Origin of the sequence: Mycobacterium sp. ACS4331, from assembly GCF_001667265.1 — a bacterium.
Classification (GTDB): Bacteria; Actinomycetota; Actinomycetes; order Mycobacteriales; family Mycobacteriaceae; genus Mycobacterium.
Window position 1 is genome coordinate 1 of record NZ_LZHW01000113.1, and the last position, 16,041, is coordinate 16,041.

The following is a 16,041-nucleotide window of genomic DNA, read 5'->3' on the forward strand; positions in this document are numbered from 1 at the left end:
GTCACCGAAGTCCTGACACACTGACCGTCACCGAAGTCCTGATGCAGAACCGTCACCGATGTCCTGAGACATCACACTTGCCGGTTCGATCGGCAGCCACCGCAGCGCCCCGGGTGCGGACGCCGGAACCACCGGATGCTCGGGCGCCACCGGGTCCAGCCGCCGATAGGGCTGCCCCTGCTCGGGCCGCAGATCCTGCCCATTCCTGTTGGGCCACAACGATGCTGCGCGCTCGGCCTGCGCGGTGATGGACAGCGACGGGTTGACCCCGAGGTTGGCCGAGATGGCCGCGCCGTCCATGACCGACAGGGTCGGGTAGCCGTAGACCCGCTGATACGGGTCGATCACACCGGTTTCCGGGCTGTCGCCGATGGCCGCGCCGCCCAGGAAGTGAGCGGTCAGCGGGATGTTGAACAGCTCACCCCAAGTGCCGCCCGCGACGCCGTCGATCTTGGCCGCGATCCGCCGCGTGACCTCGTTGCCTGCCGGGATCCACGTGGGATTCGGCTCGCCGTGCCCCTGCCTGCTGCTCATCATCCGGAACCCGAGCCGGGTCCTGCGGGTGAAGGTCGTGATGGAGTTGTCGAGATGCTGCATCACCAGGGCGATCATGGTGCGTTCGCTCCATCGGCTCGGGTTGAGCAGCCGAAGCATCTTGCGTGGATCCTGGCGTGCCTGCTCCACAAGCTGCCGCCAGCGCGGCACATCGGTGCCCTCGGGTCCGGCGCCGTCGGTCATCAGGGTCTGCAGCAGACCCATCGCGTTGGAGCCCTTGCCGTACCGCACGGGTTCGACGTGGGTGTCCGACGTCGGGTGGATCGAGGATGTGATGGCGACGCCGTGGGTGAGGTCCAGGTCGGATCCGACCTCAAGCCGACCCGCACCGACGATCGACTCGGAGTTGGTTCGCGTGAGCACGCCGAGTCGGTCGGACAGCTTGGGCAGCGCGCCCCTGTCGCGCATCTTGAACAGCAGGCGCTGTGTGCCGTAGGTGCCGGCGGCGAGGATCAGATGTGTGGCGGTGAATGTCCGTCGTTTCCGCAGGCCCGATCCGGTGCGCGCCGTCCGGACTTCCCACAGTCCGTCGGGCCGCTGCGCGAAACCCGTCACGGTGGTCATCGGATGCACTTGTGCCCCAGCCGATTCCGCGAGGCCGAGGTAGTTCTTGACCAGAGTGTTCTTGGCGCCGTAGCGGCAGCCCGTCATGCACGATCCGCACTCGATGCACCCGGTGCGCTCGGGTCCCACTCCCCCGAAATACGGGTCGGGCACGCGCTTTCCGGGCACCTTCTGCCCGTCCGGCCCGAAGAACACCCCGACGGGGGTGGGCACGAAGGTGTCACCCACACCCATGTCGTCGGCGACCTCCTTCATGATTCGGTCGGCGTCGGTGAAGGTCGGATTCGTCACCACCCCGAGCATGCGCTTGGCCTGCTCGTAGTGCGGCATCAGTTCGGCGCGCCAGTCCGTGATGTGCTTCCACTGTGGGTCGTTGAAGAACGGGTCCGGCGGCACGTACAGCGTGTTGGCGTAGTTCAGCGATCCACCGCCGACGCCCGCCCCGGCCAGGATCATCACGTTGCGCAGCAGATGGATGCGCTGGATGCCGAAGCACCCCAACCGCGGCGCCCACAGGAACTTCCGCAGGTTCCACGAGGTCTTGGCGAAGTCGGCGTCGGAGAACCTGCGGCCGGCCTCCAGCACACCGACCCGATAGCCCTTCTCGGTGAGGCGCAGCGCTGACACGCTGCCGCCGAAGCCCGACCCGATGATCAACACGTCGTAATCCGGAGCCATGGCCCCAAGTATGAACCCCATCCGCGAGCAGACATAAACTCGCACGATCTCGGCCTCCAACATGCGATTTTGTGTCTGCTCGCGGGAAGCCTGTGAATGGATGCACATGGGCGCAGGCCCCACCTGCACACCATTCGGGCGTGGACAACGCGCTCGCTCTCATTCACCGCCTAGGCGGCTTCGCAGCGTGTCGCTGGCCGTTCGGCCACCGCCCCGGCATGGACGGCGGTGGAGGTCGCGCGACAGCTACCGCGACCGCGTGCACTGGCCACCCTCGACGCGGCACTGCACGCCGGACGGTGCACACCCGACGAACTGGCCGCCGTGGTGTACGAACAGCATGGCCGGCGCGGCATCGTCGAGGTCAGGGCCCTACTGGAACACGCCGACGGCCGCGCCGAGTCGGCCATGGAGAGCGAGGCCCGCCTGGTGATGATCGACTACAACCTGCCGAAACCCGAACTGCAGTACGTGATCTACGGCCCGAACGGCGAAGAGTGGCGCACCGACTTCGCTTGGCCCGAGGCCATGCTGTGCGCCGAGTACGAGAGCGTCGCCCACCATGCCGGGCGCGAAGAGATGCTGCGCGACAAGTTGCGATTGGCCGGTATTCAGCAGGTGGGCTGGACCATGGTCCCCATGGTCGTCACCGACGTGCGGATCTACCAGGCAGAGCTCGCCGAGCGACTCAGGTATCACCTGGACAGGCCGAGCAGACGCAAACTCGCGTGATTCTGCCCGAATCAGTGCGAGTTTGCGTCTGCTCGCGCCAAGGGGGGAGGCTAGCTCCCGACGGTCAGGCCGACCTTCTGGAACTCCTTGAGATCGCAGTACCCGGCCTTGGCCATCGACCTGCGCAGGCCGCCCACGAGGTTGAGCCCGCCGAACGGGTCGTCTGACGGCCCGCTGAGCACCTGGTCCAGCGAGGGCCGCTCCCCGACCGCGATCTGCAGCAGCGCGCCGCGCGGCAGCGACGGGTGCGCCGCGGCGGACGGCCAGAACCAGCCGTCACCCTGCGCCTCGGCCGCGGCGGCCAGCGGCGTGCCGAGCACCACGGCGTCGGCGCCGCAGGCGATGGCCTTGGCCAGCTCACCGGAGGTGTGGATGTCGCCGTCGGCCAGCACGTGCACGTACCGACCGCCGGTCTCGTCGAGGTACTCCCGACGTGCGGCGGCGGCGTCGGCGATCGCGGTGGCCATCGGCACGCTGATGCCCAGCACTTCGTCGCTGGTGGTCGCGCCCGCCGTCGAGCCGTACCCGACGATGACGCCGGCCGCGCCGGTGCGCATCAGGTGCAGCGCCGTGCGGTGGTCGAGCACACCACCGGCGACCACCGGGATGTCGAGTTCGGAGATGAACGTCTTGAGGTTGAGCGGCTCACCGTCGGAGGCGACGCGCTCGGCCGAGATGATGGTGCCCTGGATGACCAGCAGGTCGATTCCGGCGGACACCAGCACCGGGGTCAGTGCCTGCGCGTTCTGCGGGCTGACCCGGACCGCGGTGGTCACTCCGGCTTCACGGATGCGCGCGACGGCGGCGCCGAGCAGATCGGGGTCCAGCGGCGCGGCATGCAGCTGCTGCAGCAGCCTGATCGCGGCCGTCGACTCGGGCTCCTTCGCGGCGGCCTCCACCACCTGGGCGATCTTGGCCTCGACGTCGGCGTGCCTGCCGATCAGTCCCTCGCCGTTGATGACCCCGAGGCCGCCGCGGCGGCCCAGCTCAATGGCGAATTCGACCGACACCACGGCGTCGGTGGGGTGGCTGACCACCGGGATGTCGAACCGGTAGGCGTCCAGCTGCCACGTCGTCGACACATCCTGGCTCGAGCGCGTCCGCCGGGACGGCACGATGTTGATGTCGGCGAGTTCGTAGGTGCGCCGCGCAGTGCGGCCCATGCCAATTTCGACCATGTCGCGCACGGACTGGTCCCCCTTAGCGCGAGTAGTAGTTCGGTGCTTCGACGGTCATCGTGATGTCGTGCGGGTGGCTCTCCTTGAGCCCCGCCGGCGTGATCCTCACGAACTGCGCCTGCTGCAGATCCTCGATGGTGGCCGCTCCGGTGTAGCCCATCGCTGCGCGCAGGCCGCCGGTGAGCTGATGGATCACCGTCGACAGCGGACCGCGGAACGGCACCCGGCCCTCGATGCCCTCGGGCACGAGCTTGTCCTCGGAGAGCACGTCGTCCTGGAAATAGCGGTCCTTGGAGAACGACCCACGGGTGGCACCTGCGGCACCACGGCCCTGCATCGCCCCGAGTGACCCCATGCCGCGGTAGCTCTTGAACTGCTTGCCGTTGACGAAGATCAGATCGCCGGGCGACTCGGCGGTACCCGCGAGCAGTGAGCCCAGCATGGCGGTCGACGCGCCCGCGGCCAGCGCCTTGGCGATGTCACCCGAGTACTGCAGGCCTCCGTCGGCGATCACGGGCACCCCGGCGGGCCGGCACACCGCGACGGCCTCGAGGATCGCCGTGATCTGGGGCGCACCGACACCGGCCACGACGCGGGTGGTGCAGATCGAACCGGGGCCCACGCCGACCTTGACCGCGTCGGCACCCGCCTCGACCAGCGCGGCGGCGGCGCCACGGGTCGCGACGTTGCCGCCGACGACCTCGACGCGTTCGCCGACTTCACCCTTGAGCTTGCTGACCATGTCGAGCACGCGGCGGTTGTGCGCATGTGCGGTGTCCACGATCAGGACGTCCACACCGGCGTCGACCAGCGCCATCGACCGCTCCCAGGCATCGTCGCCGACACCCACCGCGGCACCGACGAGCAGGCGGCCGTCGCTGTCCTTGGTGGCCAGCGGGTGCTGCTCGGTCTTGACGAAGTCCTTGACGGTGATCAGGCCCGTGAGCTTGCCGTTCCCGTCGACGATCGGGAGCTTCTCGATCTTGTTGCGGCGCAGCAGGCCCAACGCGGCGTCCGCGGTGACACCCTCGCGCGCGGTGATCAGCGGCGTCTTGGTCATGACCTCGGAGACCGGCTTGTTGAGGTCCACCTCGAAGCGCATGTCGCGGTTCGTGATGATGCCCACCAGGGATCCGGTGTCGTCGACGACCGGCAGGCCCGAGATCCGGAACCGGGCGCACATCGCGTCGACCTCGGCCAGCGTGTTGTTGGGTGAGCACGTCACCGGGTCGGTCACCATGCCGGCCTCGGACCGCTTGACCGTCTCCACCTGGCCGGCCTGCTCGGCCAGCGGCAGGTTGCGGTGCAGCACGCCCATTCCGCCCGCGCGCGCCATCGCGATCGCCATCCGCGCCTCGGTGACGGTGTCCATGGCCGAACTGACCAACGGCACCTTGAGCCGGATGTTGCGGGTCAGCTGGCTCGACGTGTCGGCCGTGGCGGGGATGATGTCCGACGCCGCGGGAAGCAGGAGGACGTCGTCGAAAGTCAGTCCCAGCATCGCGATCTTGTGCGGGTCATCGCCACCGGTGGGCACGGCGGTGTGCTCGGCGTCAGACAGGGGTCGAGCCATTGAGAGGGCCTCCACTAAGGCATACGGGCGATGGAGACATCCTATCGGCTCGCAGTACGGATGCCGTCACGCCTCACCCCGGGTATCGCTGGCTTAGCCCAGCGGGTCTGCGTACTGTAGAGGCGTGCGCGACCATCTGCCTCCGGGATTGCCGCCGGATCCGTTCGCCGACGACCCCTACGATCCGTCGGCCGCGCTGGACGCCATCGAACCGGGGCAGCCGCTGGATCCTCAGGAGCGCGCCGCCGTCGAAGCCGATCTCGCCGATCTGGCGGTCTACGAATCCCTGTTGGCACACAAGGGGATTCGTGGGCTCGTGGTCTGCTGTGACGAATGCCAGCAGGACCACTACCACGACTGGGACATGCTGCGCGCCAACCTGCTGCAGCTGCTGGTGGATGGCACCGTGCGCCCCCATGAGCCCGCTTATGACCCCGAGCCCGACGCCTACGTGACGTGGGACTACTGCCGGGGATACGCCGATGCCTCCCTCAACGAGGCGGCCTCGGAAAGTGACGGATATCGCTGATCAGGCGTGCGCCTGATCAGCTCTCCTCTTCTCCTGCTCCCGCTACCGGGATTTCGATGACACTGCCGGGGAGCGTCGTCGTGGTGATGCTGTTTCCACTCTGAGGCACCTCTTCGGCCGCCTCGACCGGACTCGCCGCCGTCGGCACGCTGGTCGGCGGGGCCTCCAGGGCAGGTGCCACCGTGGTGGGCGTTGTGGTGTTCGCCCGCGCCTGCGACGGCGCCGTCGTGGTCGTCGCCGTCGTCGTGGTCGGAGTGGTCGTGGTCGGAGTGGTCGGAGCCGTGGTGGTCACGGTGGGTGCCGCGCTCGTCGCAGGCGGAGCCGTCGTGGCCGTGGTGGGCGTGGTGGTCGGCGCGGTCACGGCGTCCGAGGGCTGCGCCGGTTCCGTAGTCGGTCCGGTCGATTCCGTCGGGGGCACCGACGTCTCCGAGGGCGCCGTCGAGGGCGCCGTCGTGGTCCCCGGAGTCTCGCTCGGCGTGGTTTCGCCCGGGGTCGTCGACGGCGTCGTCACCGGGGGCAGCTCCAGCAGCGTGACTCCCGGCGGCGGCGGTACGGGCGGTTCGCCCGGCGCGACGACCGGAAGGCTCGCGTTGGGGTCGCGGGTGCCGACCTTGACGCTCAACTCGTTGTACTGCTGGATCAGGCCGGTCTTGGCCTCGACGTTGTCGACGGACTCCACCGACGAGGTCACCTCGGCCAGCTTGGCCTGAGCCTGCTCCCAGTCGCCGGTCTCGATCAGGCGCTGGACCTCGGCCATCTTGGTCTGCGCGGCCAGCGTGACGCGATCGTCACGCACGGCCTGCGATTCGCCGAACAGTGCCGTGCGCAGCCCGTACATGGCATCGCCCGGTTGGGCGCCGCCCACGAGTGCGCCGAATCCGCCGATGCCCAGCACGGCCGCGGCCGTCGAGGCGACGAGGGTCAGACCGCGACGCGATCCGCGCTGCGTGGGTCGGCGCGCGGCCAACCCGTCCTCGAGCGCCGCGGCGGCCTGGTCGACGGTGACCACGCGGGTCGCCGACGGGCCCCGGACGTCATCGCGCCAGCCTTCGAGCAGGGCGAAGATTTCGGCGTCGGCACGGTCTGCGGGGCGGACGCGGCGCTGACCGGCCAGTGCGTCCAGGAGCATGTCGGTGCGGGCGATGTCTTCGAGCGACTCGGGCCCGGAGGTGAAATCAGGCATAGTCGTACCCCGTCGCCGTGATCTCGGTTTTCAGCTTCGCCAGGGCGCGGTGCTGGGCGACCCGGACCGCACCGGCGGTGCTGCCGACCGCCTCAGCGGTCTCCTCGGCGGACAGGCCGACCACGACGCGCAGGATCAGGATCTCGCGCTGCTTCTCGGGCAGGACCTGCAGCAGGGCATTCATGCGCTCCCCCGCGTCGACGTTGATCGCCATCTGCTCGGGCCCGTGCTCCATGGAGTACCGCTCCGGCACGGAGTCGGTCGGTTCTGCACGGTTACGGGCTGCCGCGCGGTGCGCGTCAGCAACCTTGTGGGCAGCGATGCCGTACACAAATGCCAGGAACGGTCGTCCCTGGTCCTGGTAGCGCGGCAGCGCCATCATGGCGGCCAAGCACACCTCCTGTGCGACGTCATCAGCTGAGAGGCCACTGCGCTCCGCGGTTCCGACACGAGCCCGGCAATACCGGACCACGATCGGGCGGATGGTCTCCAGCACTTCCCGGAGCGCATCACGATCGCCGGCCACTGCCTGAGCAACGACAGCGTCGAGACGTTCTCCTGGAATTGTCATCGACGGCGGTATCTCCAACGTTACGAGCCGGACACATGCCGGCGGCGGGGCTGGCTAAACAATAACGGCGCGGGCGGGGGCCCCAACGGTCACCGCACGCACCAGACTCCCCCGCGATGTTCCACCAACTTCGCGGCAGCGTCGCGGATCTGCGCCATCTCGGGGTCCGGGCGCGTCGCGCTGCCGATGCCGCACAGCAGGCTGGCGACGGCCCAGTGCAGCGGAATCAACCCGTGATGCGCGGTCTCGTCCAGGAGTTTCTCCGCGTGGGTCCGGGCGTCGTCGACGCGACCGGCGCAGCACAGCGCGGCCGCCAGCACGACGTCACTCTTGACCCGGTGCCGCACGGAGCGCTGCCCGTGAGCCAGTTCGACGCCGCGGCGGGCATGGTCGAGTGCAACGTCGCCGCGGCCTGAAGCCATCGCCAGCTCCGCGCTGACCCACTGCACCCGCACGCCCGCCCGTTCGTGATGGCCACCTTCGGCCATCGCGGCGCGGGCGGCGCACAGCAGTCGTTCGGACGCGGCGAACCGCGCGGTGCCCAGTGCGTCGGCAGCCAGCCCCACCAGGGCGTCCAACCGTGCGTCGACGTCGGAGCCGGCAGCCAGGAGGGCGCGGCCGTCCCAGCCTCGAGCCAGCCCGTGCCAGCCCAGCTGGCGCAGCAGCGATGCGTGGGTGCTCAGGGCCAGGGACCGAAGCGGGCCGTCCAGTTCACACCGACGGATCCCGGCCAGTTCGCTGAACGCCTGCCCGTAGTGCCCCTGGCCGGCCGCGGCGACGGCTCGCCACCAGCCTTCGGCGAGGGTGTCGGCGGCCGGCAGCGGCCAGGTGCCGGGGCATTCGCCGAACGCTGCGCCTTCGAGGAGGGCGGACGAGAATGACCTGGACATCGCCCGCACGCTACCAATTCTCGGGTTAACAGTTCGTCTAGCCGAAGTTACGAACGTGTCAACTACCTATTGATCGGCAGGAAACAACTCGCGCCGTGCGTCGACGCCGAACTGGGGCTATTCAAGTTCAGGGGGATTCGAAGGGTGCCCATTAGCACGGTTCCCGCCACATAACGACTCAAATGATGAACGTGACGTAAATTCTCACGCTGCGGCTATGTCATTGCGCACAGGTGGTGACTATTGACGCGCTTTCACGCTCGCTTCTACGTTGTGGAGGCAATCGAGTAGTCATCGGCGACAGCACTCGGACCCACGTTCCTAAGCAAGGCAACGGAACTCGGCGACAAGGGGTTTAACCATGCCGCAGCCGCAGCAACTACCGGGACCAAATGCCGACATCTGGGATTGGCAGATGCAGGGCATGTGCCGGGGCGTCGACTCCTCGATGTTCTTCCACCCGGACGGGGAGCGTGGCCGTGCCCGCGCGCAGCGAGAGATGCGCGCCAAGGAGATGTGCCGGCGGTGCCCGGTGATCGCGCAGTGCCGTTCACACGCACTGGCCGTGGGCGAGCCCTACGGAATCTGGGGCGGGTTGTCCGAGTCCGAGCGTGAGCTGCTGCTCAAGCGCGGCATCCGCCGCAGCGCCTGACGCAGCACCACCACCACGCCGTAGACCAGGGCGGCCGCGACCACCAGCGCGCCCAGCCACGGCAGCCACCAGCCCAGCAGCAGGACCAGATCCTTCACGAGGCCGACCAACGCATCCCAGCCCCGGTGCACCTCTCCGAGGAAGCCGGAGTAGCGCTGGGGTGCGGGTCCGCCGATCTGCTCGGCGATGAAGTTGACATTCACCGTGCTGTAGTCGACCTGTTCCCCCAACTGCGTGCGCTGAGCACGCAGGCTGTCCAACTCGGCCTGACGCTGTGACAAGGCGTTCTCGGCCGCGATCAGCGCCTCAGGATCAGCGGCGTCCCGCATGATCGCCAGCAGGCGGTCGACCGACGTCTGCAGCGCCCTGATGCGGGCGTCGAGATCGACCCGCTGCGCGGTCACATCGTCGGCCCGAGTCTCCGTCGACTCGACGACGCCGAGTTCCTTGAGCCGGCGCAGGACTTCATCGAGCCGGTCGGCCGGGATGCGCAGCACGACGGACGAGGACGCGCGCCCGGACCCCGACCCCGCGTCCTCGGTCCGGCTGTCGACCCGGCCCCCGGAATCCTCGGCGATCACCGCGGCCTGGTCGGCGGCCGCCGAGGTGTCGGGCACGGTCAGCACCATCGACGCGGTCTTGACCACGTCACGTTTGACCGCCGGCTCCTGCGGTTGCGGCCCGGAGACGGGTGCCGGCGCCATTGCGGCGTCCTCCGGCACCGGCGCCGGTCCGCGGGAGATCTCGCCGGTCGAGCCCCCACCGCACCCGACCAACGCCACTGTCGCCAGCAGCACCAACGAAACCCAGCGGATCCACCCCGTCCCCACGGTCATGCCTGCAAGGTAGCCGATCAGCCGGGGGTTCCGGCGATGCCGTGCTGCAGCGCGTACATGCTTGCGCCGATCCGGTTCGAGACGCCGAGCTTCGCGTAGATCCGTTCGACGTGGTTTCGCGCGGTCTTCTCACTGATCACCAGGTGCGCGGCGATCTGCTTGTTGGAGGCGCCACCGGCCACCAGCCGAAGCACCTCGACCTCGCGCGGTGTCAGCCGCCCCGATCCCCCGGTGGGACGACGCGGCAACCGTCCTGCGGCGTACAGCACCGCGTCGACAGCGACGCCGTCGAGTTCCCCGGCGGCGACGCGGCCAGTCAACCGGCGGTGCGCGTCGTCCGGCGACATCTCGGACCGGTACGGGCGGGGTTCCAGCGCCGACTGGTAGGCGACCGCGGCGGCCAGGATGCGTTCGGGCAGTCCGAGTGCGGGTCCGGCCAGCCCAGTCGGGTAGCCGGACCCGTCGAGACTCTCGTGGTGGGTTCCGGCCAGGCTGGCGATGTGCTCAAGTCCGCTGACCTGGCGCAGGATTCGCATCGTCAGATAGGGATGCAGGCGGACCCGCTCGAACTCAGCGGGCGTGAGTTCGCCCGCCTTGGACCAGATCTGGTTCGAGATCCCGATCCGGCCCAGATCGTGCACGTGCCCGGCCCTGCGGACGCGGGTCGCCACCGCGGCGTCCAGTCCCGCGACCGCGACGGCGTCGGCGGCCAACCGCGCCACGCCTCGCGAATGCCCAAGCATGAAGGGACATTTGAGATCGACGAAGTCGCCGAGTGCACACAGCAGCGCGTCGAGTCCAGTGTCGTCGAGACGATGGTCACGGTCGGGCGCCTCGCGCAGGGCCGCGGCCCAGCTGTCGCCTGCCCTCGGGCCTGCCAGGATCTGCTCGGCATCTCCGACCACGACGTCGACGATGCCGGGATCGAACTGCCCGCCACGGCGCTCGGTCACCATCGCGACCGCCTTGTCCACCCCGCCCACGCGGTGGTGAACCTCGACCATGTCCGCGACCTGGGCGACGCGCATCGCGATCGGGATGGCCTCACCGCTCACACCGCCGGGCAGGCCGCCGCCGTCGTACCGCTCGAATGTGAACCGCAGCGCCTCCTGGACCGCGGGACTGAGCCCCATGCGCTCGGCCAGCAGCACCGCCGACGCGCAGTGCGAATGGATCAGCTGGGCGATGTGCCCACGGGCACCGACCACCAACGACGTCAACACCGACAGCCTGCGCGCCAGCGGTTCGCCTCGGGCGACGTTCGACAGCACGAACCTCAGATACGGAATCCCCGACCAGTCGACGAAGTACGAGTCGTGGCGCACCGCGATGTCGTCACCGAACCAGCGGGCGTACTCGTGGGAGTCGGCGTGACAGCCGATCCACATGATCAGCGTCGAGTAGTAGACGACGTCACGGGTGTCGCGGTCCAGGCCCAGACGGTCGGCGATGCGTGTGCCGATGAGCGCCGAGCGCAGCATGTGCTCGGCCGGCTGCCCCAGACCGAGGTCGACGGCCACCGACAGTGCGGCGAGCAGTTCGGCTCGGCTGGGACCGCTTTCGGAGTCCATCGGCCGATTGTGCTCCTCAGGTGCGCACTGGCGCAGCATTCGCCGCCTGACTGAATCGCGCCTGGCCCACCACGCCCAGCCCTCGTTGCGGCAGCCGGAAGTCACCGAGACGGGCCTGCGTGCGCAGCGGGGCAACGGAACCGAGGTCCTGGCCGTCCAGTTCAGCGTGGGACGCACAGACCTCCCACATCTGCTTGGGTGCGACGCGGAACCGCTGTCCGTTGGGTGAGGCCCCGGCCAGCCGGATCTGACCCGCACCCAGCAGCATTCCCGCGCAGCGGCCGATGACGCCCAGCGCCGAGGAACTCGTCCACGCCCCTTCGGGCAGCATCGTTCCGATGGTGCTGAGCAGCCGGGTCGTCGGTGTGGCGCGGAAGGCGACGGTCCACCGGAGCTTCCCGGGGATCGTCACCGTCAGGGTGTAGTCGTCGTCCCAGTCGGTCTCGATGGGGCACTGGACGGCGTCGACCGAGGTGGCGGAACTGAAGTACCGGGCGCAGCTGAGCGGCCCCGGCGTGGTGGCGTAGAACGTCCAGACGCCGTCGGGGTCACGGTGCCACACCGACCGGTAGCCCGGAATCGACGGCGGCAGAAAGGATGCCGCGGGAAAGTCCCGCAGCGCCAGGTAGTGCCCACTGGCGAAGGGCAGGCCCATGACGCCGAAGACCGTGAACCGGTCGCCGTCGCCGGACGGGAGAGTGGGGGTCGCCGCCACCTCGGCGGCGGCTGTCTGTGGTGTGTGTGAATTACTCATAGCGCGATCGTCACGCTCCCGCGACAGCGGCCGCATGGGGCAGTTGCCCCATCTCTTCGGCTGGCGTACGACATGCTGTAGGCATGAGACTCCTCGCCAGCCTCATGGCCGCACTGCTCGTGACGGGCTGTTCGACCGCCGTCGAAGGCACTGCCCGCAAACCGACCGGGCCCGATTCCGATGGTGTCGACGTGGCGCAGTTGGACACCGGCGACTACGCGGTGGCCGCGGGTCCGCCCTTCGCCAGTGCGGGTGAGGTCTCCCCCACCTCGGGGAACATTGTGGAGGCCCATCGGATGGCGAGCTTCGTGGTCGGCCCCTGGCAGGTCAACAGTGCGTTCCGCAGCAGAGGTGACGTCCTGCTGACGTCGAGCACCCTGCCGCTGCCGTCGATCGAGGTGGTCAAGTCCGCAGGCGGTGTCCCGGTCGAACTGGCCGATGTCATGGGCGCTCACGGGTTCGTCACGGCGTTCTCGACCCTGCGGTTCTCCGACGCGACCCCGACGGGTTCGCTGTTCAACATGGTCGTCCGCTTCGCGGATCCAGCGGGCGCCGCCGCCGCAGCCCGAGAGATGGCCGAGAAGAACCCGCTGCCGCCCGGGGCGGGCCCGCGGACGCCGGTCGACGTGAGCCAGCCCGACGCGCTGGCCACGATCTACGAGGCTCCTGGGACCGGTGAAATCGTGGAGTCCTTCACGCCGTACCAGTCGTATGTCTTCCTCAATCGCGCGTGGGTGAAACGCGCTCCCGGGGAGATGTCCCACTCCCCCAAGGCGCTGATTCAGGGGGTCATCGGCGACCAGAGGAAACGGATCGACAGTTTCAAACCCACTCCCCTCGAGAAGCTGGGCAACCTCCCGATGGACCCCACCGGTCAGATGCTGGCCGCCACCCTGTGGAATCTGGACAATCAGGCACCGGCGAATATGGGCGCTTGGCCTTCGGAGGCGTGGGTGCACTTCGAAACCGACCCGGTCAAGTCGGCGGCGCTGTTCCGCGACGCCGGAGTCGATTACGTCTCGCAACGCCGCGCCACGGTGTACCGGGCCCGCGACGACGAAGCGGCCCGGAAGGTCGCGACCGGACTCGGCGAGCAGGCGAGCGCCGAGCCTGGCGTGAGTCCGGCGCGTCCGGTCAAGGGACTTCCCCAGGCCCGCTGTTACACCCGGGTCCGGGGTGAATCCGGCACCTCCGCGATCTCGTGGCAGCGGGTGCGCTGGCAGCACAAATGCGTCGCCTTCACCGACAGGTACGCGTTCACGGTGTTCTCGAGTGACCTCACCGACGCCCAGCAGCAGATTGCGGCGCAGTACCGAATCCTGGCTGGGCGCTGACTAACTCGCGCCCGCGGCCAGCCACTGTTCGAAGGTCGTCGGCGCGATCCGCGCGCCCGGCCCGGGGAGCAGCACATTGCCGGCCATGGACAGATCCAGCGGACCCGACCACGTCGGAACCAGCTTCACGTCCCGGCCCAGCACGGCATGAGTGCGACGGGCCATGTCCACGAGGTCCTGAGTCTCGGGTCCGGCGACGTCGACGTGCCTGCCCTGGGGCGCACCCGTGGCGACCTCGGCGAGCACCGCGGCGATGTCGTCGGGAGCGATCGGCTGGACCAGGAGCGGCGCGATGGGCGCGACGCCGTCCTGTTCGCCCCAGCTGGCGGCCAGCGCGGCGAAGTCGTGAAACTGCGTGGCGGGCACGATGGTCCACGGCACCGGGCCCGCTGCGATCAGCCGTTCCTGCTCGCGCTTGCCGGCGTAATGCGCGGTGCCACCGTCGATTCTGTTGATCCCGACGATGGACAGCAGCACGTGGTGTCGCACTCCCGCGCGCGCTTCGGCGGCCAGCAGGTTCGTCGTCGTGACACCGAAGTAGTCACGGGTCTCCTCCGGGCTGATCGGCGGCGAGCTGATCGTGTCGATCACCGCGGCCACGCCGTCCAGCGCGGCGTCCAACCCCTCACCGGTGATCAGGTCCACCCCGAGGGAGCGACTGATCCGCACCACCTCGTGCCCGTCCCGCTCGAGCGCAGCCGCTGTTCGGGAACCGATATTGCCGGTGGCACCGGCCACTGCAACACGCATGATGAGCCTCCCCGCCCCTCAGTGTCGCCTCAGTCGGTCCGTTTGGCCAGCCCCCGCAAAACCAGCTCGGTCGCCGCCCAGTCCATGCATTTGTCGGTGACCGACTGGCCGTAGGTCAGCGGCGTGGCCTCGGGAGCCTGTGCGCCGGCCACCAGGAAGCTCTCCAGCATGACGCCGCTGATCGGCAGGCCGTCTCGCACCAACTGCGCCACCTCGTCGGCGACGCCGGCCTGGCGGATGTGGTCCTTGCCGGAATTGGCGTGGCTGCAGTCGATCACGACACGCCCGGGCAGGCCGGCCTTGGCGAGCCTGTCGGCGGCCTCACGCACCGAATCGCCGTCGTAGTTCGGTCCGCCGGTGCCGCCGCGCAGGATGACGTGGCAGTCCTCGTTGCCCGCGGTGCTCACCACCGCACCGCGGCCCATGTCATCCATACCGAAGAAGACATGCTGTGCGGCAGCGGATTTCGCACCGTCCACCGCCACCTGGATGTTGCCGTCGGTGCCGTTCTTGAATCCGACCGGCATCGACAGGCCCGACGCCAGCTGCCGGTGCACCTGCGACTCGGTGGTGCGTGCGCCGATCGCGCCCCAGGCGACGGCGTCGGCGATGTACTGCGGACTGGTGGGCTCGAGGAACTCACACCCCACCGGAAGGCCGATGTCGATGACGTCGAGCAGCAGTTGACGCGCGATGCGCAGGCCCCGGGCCACGTCGAAGGTGCCGTCCATGTCCGGGTCGTTGATCAGGCCCTTCCACCCCACCGTCGTGCGTGGCTTCTCGAAGTAGACCCGCATGACGATCTTGAGCGTGTCCTTGAGCTCATCGGCCACCTTCACCAGGCGGCTCGCGTACTCCAACGCGGCGGCGGGATCATGCACCGAGCAGGGGCCGACCACGACCAGCAGGCGGTCATCGTGCCCGGCGAGGATCGCGGCGATCTCATCACGGTCGCGGGCCACCCGTTCCGCTCGCCGGCCTCCCAACGGGAACTCGGTGAGGACGTCGTGCGGGCTGGGGATCTCACTGAAGCTGCGGATCCGGCGGTCCGACGTCGCGGGCGGCGTGACGGTCTGAGGGGGGTTCATGTCCTTGGGTGCCTTTCTGATGTGGACACCTGCGCAGACCCGGGTGCCCTTGAATGACGAAAGGCAGCGACCTGACGGTCACTGCCTGGGCTCCGGGTGGATGCGTGCGTTACTGCTGCGCTTTATCGGCTCCGCCCGGAGCCTTGATAAAGCGCCAATAGCTGGCACACACACCGATGTTCACGGCGTCCAGGCTATACCGGCATTCGCCGACGGCCAAACCGTCCCCTGGGATGAGTCCGAAATCGCGACATCGGAGTTGCCTGTGGATCTACGCTTGGCATGGCTGTGATCACAGCCACCGGGGGAAATGGGAGGGCAGTCCCATGGGTAATGCCATCATCAGATTTGCTGTCGCAGCCGGAGTCGTAGGCATCGCGATAGCTGGCGCCGCGCCCGCCGCACGCCAACGGGTTCACGGGCTCGGAGGCCGAGATGCTCGACTGGGGCTACCGCGCCTGCGACGACTGGAGCGACGGCATCAGCCGCGACGTCATCATCGACAACATCTACGCCAACACCGACGAGTCGGTGGGCCGCGAGGACGCCACGGCGTTGTTCACCAGCGCGACGATGTACCTGTGCTGATCCGGGTTGAGCCGG

At 68.8% G+C, this 16,041-nt stretch carries 15 protein-coding genes and 1 pseudogene; 5 read left to right on the top strand and 11 right to left on the bottom strand.

Features of this window, described 5'->3' with window-relative positions; translation table 11 throughout:
• Positions 1-27 precede the first annotated feature (27 nt).
• Positions 28-1,797: a GMC oxidoreductase gene (locus tag A5727_RS26140; protein WP_068257780.1), complete on the bottom strand. Its 1,770-nt coding sequence runs from the start codon at positions 1,795-1,797 to the stop codon at positions 28-30.
• 174 nt (positions 1,798-1,971) lie between these two features.
• Here A5727_RS26140 and A5727_RS26145 point away from each other — a divergent pair.
• A pseudogene (locus A5727_RS26145) lies at positions 1,972-2,529 on the top strand (type IV toxin-antitoxin system AbiEi family antitoxin); the annotation flags it as partial.
• A 50-nt stretch (positions 2,530-2,579) separates the two neighbouring features.
• Here the strand turns inward: A5727_RS26145 and A5727_RS26150 are convergent.
• Both A5727_RS26150 and guaB read right to left on the bottom strand, forming a co-directional pair.
• Complete coding sequence (locus tag A5727_RS26150) at positions 2,580-3,707, bottom strand: GuaB3 family IMP dehydrogenase-related protein (protein ID WP_157521575.1); 1,128 nt, start codon at positions 3,705-3,707, stop codon at positions 2,580-2,582.
• A 22-nt stretch (positions 3,708-3,729) separates the two neighbouring features.
• Positions 3,730-5,280 carry an IMP dehydrogenase gene (gene guaB / locus A5727_RS26155; protein ID WP_068257630.1) on the bottom strand — a complete coding sequence of 517 codons (1,551 nt, stop codon included), beginning with the start codon at positions 5,278-5,280 and terminating at the stop codon, positions 3,730-3,732.
• A 124-nt stretch (positions 5,281-5,404) separates the two neighbouring features.
• Between guaB and A5727_RS26160 the strand changes: the two genes are divergently transcribed.
• On the top strand, positions 5,405-5,809 hold the full coding sequence (locus tag A5727_RS26160) for a DUF5319 domain-containing protein (protein WP_068257633.1): 405 nt from the start codon (positions 5,405-5,407) through the stop codon (positions 5,807-5,809).
• Between the two features lie 16 nt (positions 5,810-5,825).
• Here A5727_RS26160 and A5727_RS26165 read toward each other — a convergent pair whose 3' ends face one another.
• From A5727_RS26165 to A5727_RS26175, 3 genes are all read right to left on the bottom strand, one after another.
• Complete coding sequence (locus tag A5727_RS26165) at positions 5,826-6,992, bottom strand: anti-sigma-D factor RsdA (RefSeq protein ID WP_068257637.1); 1,167 nt, start codon at positions 6,990-6,992, stop codon at positions 5,826-5,828.
• A complete protein-coding gene (locus A5727_RS26170) occupies positions 6,985-7,563 on the bottom strand; it encodes a sigma-70 family RNA polymerase sigma factor (RefSeq protein ID WP_068257640.1) in 579 nt (192 codons plus the stop codon). Before A5727_RS26170 ends, A5727_RS26165 begins: the two co-directional genes overlap by 8 nt.
• Before the next feature lie 89 nt (positions 7,564-7,652).
• Positions 7,653-8,453 carry a hypothetical protein gene (locus A5727_RS26175; RefSeq protein ID WP_068257643.1) on the bottom strand — a complete coding sequence of 267 codons (801 nt, stop codon included), beginning with the start codon at positions 8,451-8,453 and terminating at the stop codon, positions 7,653-7,655.
• Positions 8,454-8,814: 361 nt separating this feature from the next.
• Here A5727_RS26175 and A5727_RS27245 point away from each other — a divergent pair, with 361 nt between their 5' ends.
• Entirely contained in the window at positions 8,815-9,105 is a 291-nt protein-coding gene (locus tag A5727_RS27245; RefSeq protein WP_082950050.1) for a WhiB family transcriptional regulator, read from the top strand.
• Here the strand turns inward: A5727_RS27245 and A5727_RS26180 are convergent.
• The 3 genes from A5727_RS26180 to A5727_RS26190 form a co-directional block, all read right to left on the bottom strand.
• Positions 9,030-9,887: a DUF4349 domain-containing protein gene (locus tag A5727_RS26180; RefSeq protein WP_502687715.1), complete on the bottom strand. Its 858-nt coding sequence runs from the start codon at positions 9,885-9,887 to the stop codon at positions 9,030-9,032. The genes A5727_RS27245 and A5727_RS26180 overlap by 76 nt on opposite strands.
• Before the next feature lie 71 nt (positions 9,888-9,958).
• Positions 9,959-11,512 carry an HD domain-containing phosphohydrolase gene (locus A5727_RS26185; protein ID WP_068257649.1) on the bottom strand — a complete coding sequence of 518 codons (1,554 nt, stop codon included), beginning with the start codon at positions 11,510-11,512 and terminating at the stop codon, positions 9,959-9,961.
• Positions 11,513-11,528: 16 nt separating this feature from the next.
• Complete coding sequence (locus tag A5727_RS26190) at positions 11,529-12,266, bottom strand: hypothetical protein (protein ID WP_068257652.1); 738 nt, start codon at positions 12,264-12,266, stop codon at positions 11,529-11,531.
• An 83-nt stretch (positions 12,267-12,349) separates the two neighbouring features.
• Here A5727_RS26190 and A5727_RS26195 point away from each other — a divergent pair, with 83 nt between their 5' ends.
• Entirely contained in the window at positions 12,350-13,600 is a 1,251-nt protein-coding gene (locus tag A5727_RS26195) for a DUF7373 family lipoprotein (protein WP_157521576.1), read from the top strand.
• On the opposite strand, the gene A5727_RS26200 is transcribed toward A5727_RS26195, so the two are convergent.
• Positions 13,601-14,350, bottom strand: coding sequence for an SDR family oxidoreductase (locus tag A5727_RS26200; protein ID WP_068257658.1), 750 nt, complete (start codon positions 14,348-14,350; stop codon positions 13,601-13,603). It lies immediately after the preceding gene.
• A 29-nt stretch (positions 14,351-14,379) separates the two neighbouring features.
• Positions 14,380-15,438: a 3-deoxy-7-phosphoheptulonate synthase gene (locus tag A5727_RS26205; protein ID WP_068257662.1), complete on the bottom strand. Its 1,059-nt coding sequence runs from the start codon at positions 15,436-15,438 to the stop codon at positions 14,380-14,382.
• Positions 15,439-15,822: 384 nt separating this feature from the next.
• Here A5727_RS26205 and A5727_RS27720 point away from each other — a divergent pair, with 384 nt between their 5' ends.
• A complete protein-coding gene (locus A5727_RS27720; RefSeq protein ID WP_286150296.1) occupies positions 15,823-16,026 on the top strand; it encodes a DUF732 domain-containing protein in 204 nt (67 codons plus the stop codon).
• The last annotated feature ends 15 nt before the right edge of the window (positions 16,027-16,041 follow it).

Coding starts and splice junctions, on each gene's coding strand:
- A5727_RS26140 (WP_068257780.1), bottom strand. CDS start 1,797: ATGGCTCCGGATTACGACGTGTTGATCATCGGGTCGGGCTTCGGCGGC.
- A5727_RS26150 (WP_157521575.1), bottom strand. CDS start 3,707: ATGGTCGAAATTGGCATGGGCCGCACTGCGCGGCGCACCTACGAACTC.
- guaB (WP_068257630.1), bottom strand. CDS start 5,280: ATGGCTCGACCCCTGTCTGACGCCGAGCACACCGCCGTGCCCACCGGT.
- A5727_RS26165 (WP_068257637.1), bottom strand. CDS start 6,992: ATGCCTGATTTCACCTCCGGGCCCGAGTCGCTCGAAGACATCGCCCGC.
- A5727_RS26170 (WP_068257640.1), bottom strand. CDS start 7,563: ATGACAATTCCAGGAGAACGTCTCGACGCTGTCGTTGCTCAGGCAGTG.
- A5727_RS26175 (WP_068257643.1), bottom strand. CDS start 8,453: ATGTCCAGGTCATTCTCGTCCGCCCTCCTCGAAGGCGCAGCGTTCGGC.
- A5727_RS27245 (WP_082950050.1), top strand. CDS start 8,815: ATGCCGCAGCCGCAGCAACTACCGGGACCAAATGCCGACATCTGGGAT.
- A5727_RS26185 (WP_068257649.1), bottom strand. CDS start 11,512: ATGGACTCCGAAAGCGGTCCCAGCCGAGCCGAACTGCTCGCCGCACTG.
- A5727_RS26190 (WP_068257652.1), bottom strand. CDS start 12,266: ATGAGTAATTCACACACACCACAGACAGCCGCCGCCGAGGTGGCGGCG.
- A5727_RS26195 (WP_157521576.1), top strand. CDS start 12,350: ATGAGACTCCTCGCCAGCCTCATGGCCGCACTGCTCGTGACGGGCTGT.
- A5727_RS26200 (WP_068257658.1), bottom strand. CDS start 14,350: ATGCGTGTTGCAGTGGCCGGTGCCACCGGCAATATCGGTTCCCGAACA.
- A5727_RS26205 (WP_068257662.1), bottom strand. CDS start 15,438: ATGAACCCCCCTCAGACCGTCACGCCGCCCGCGACGTCGGACCGCCGG.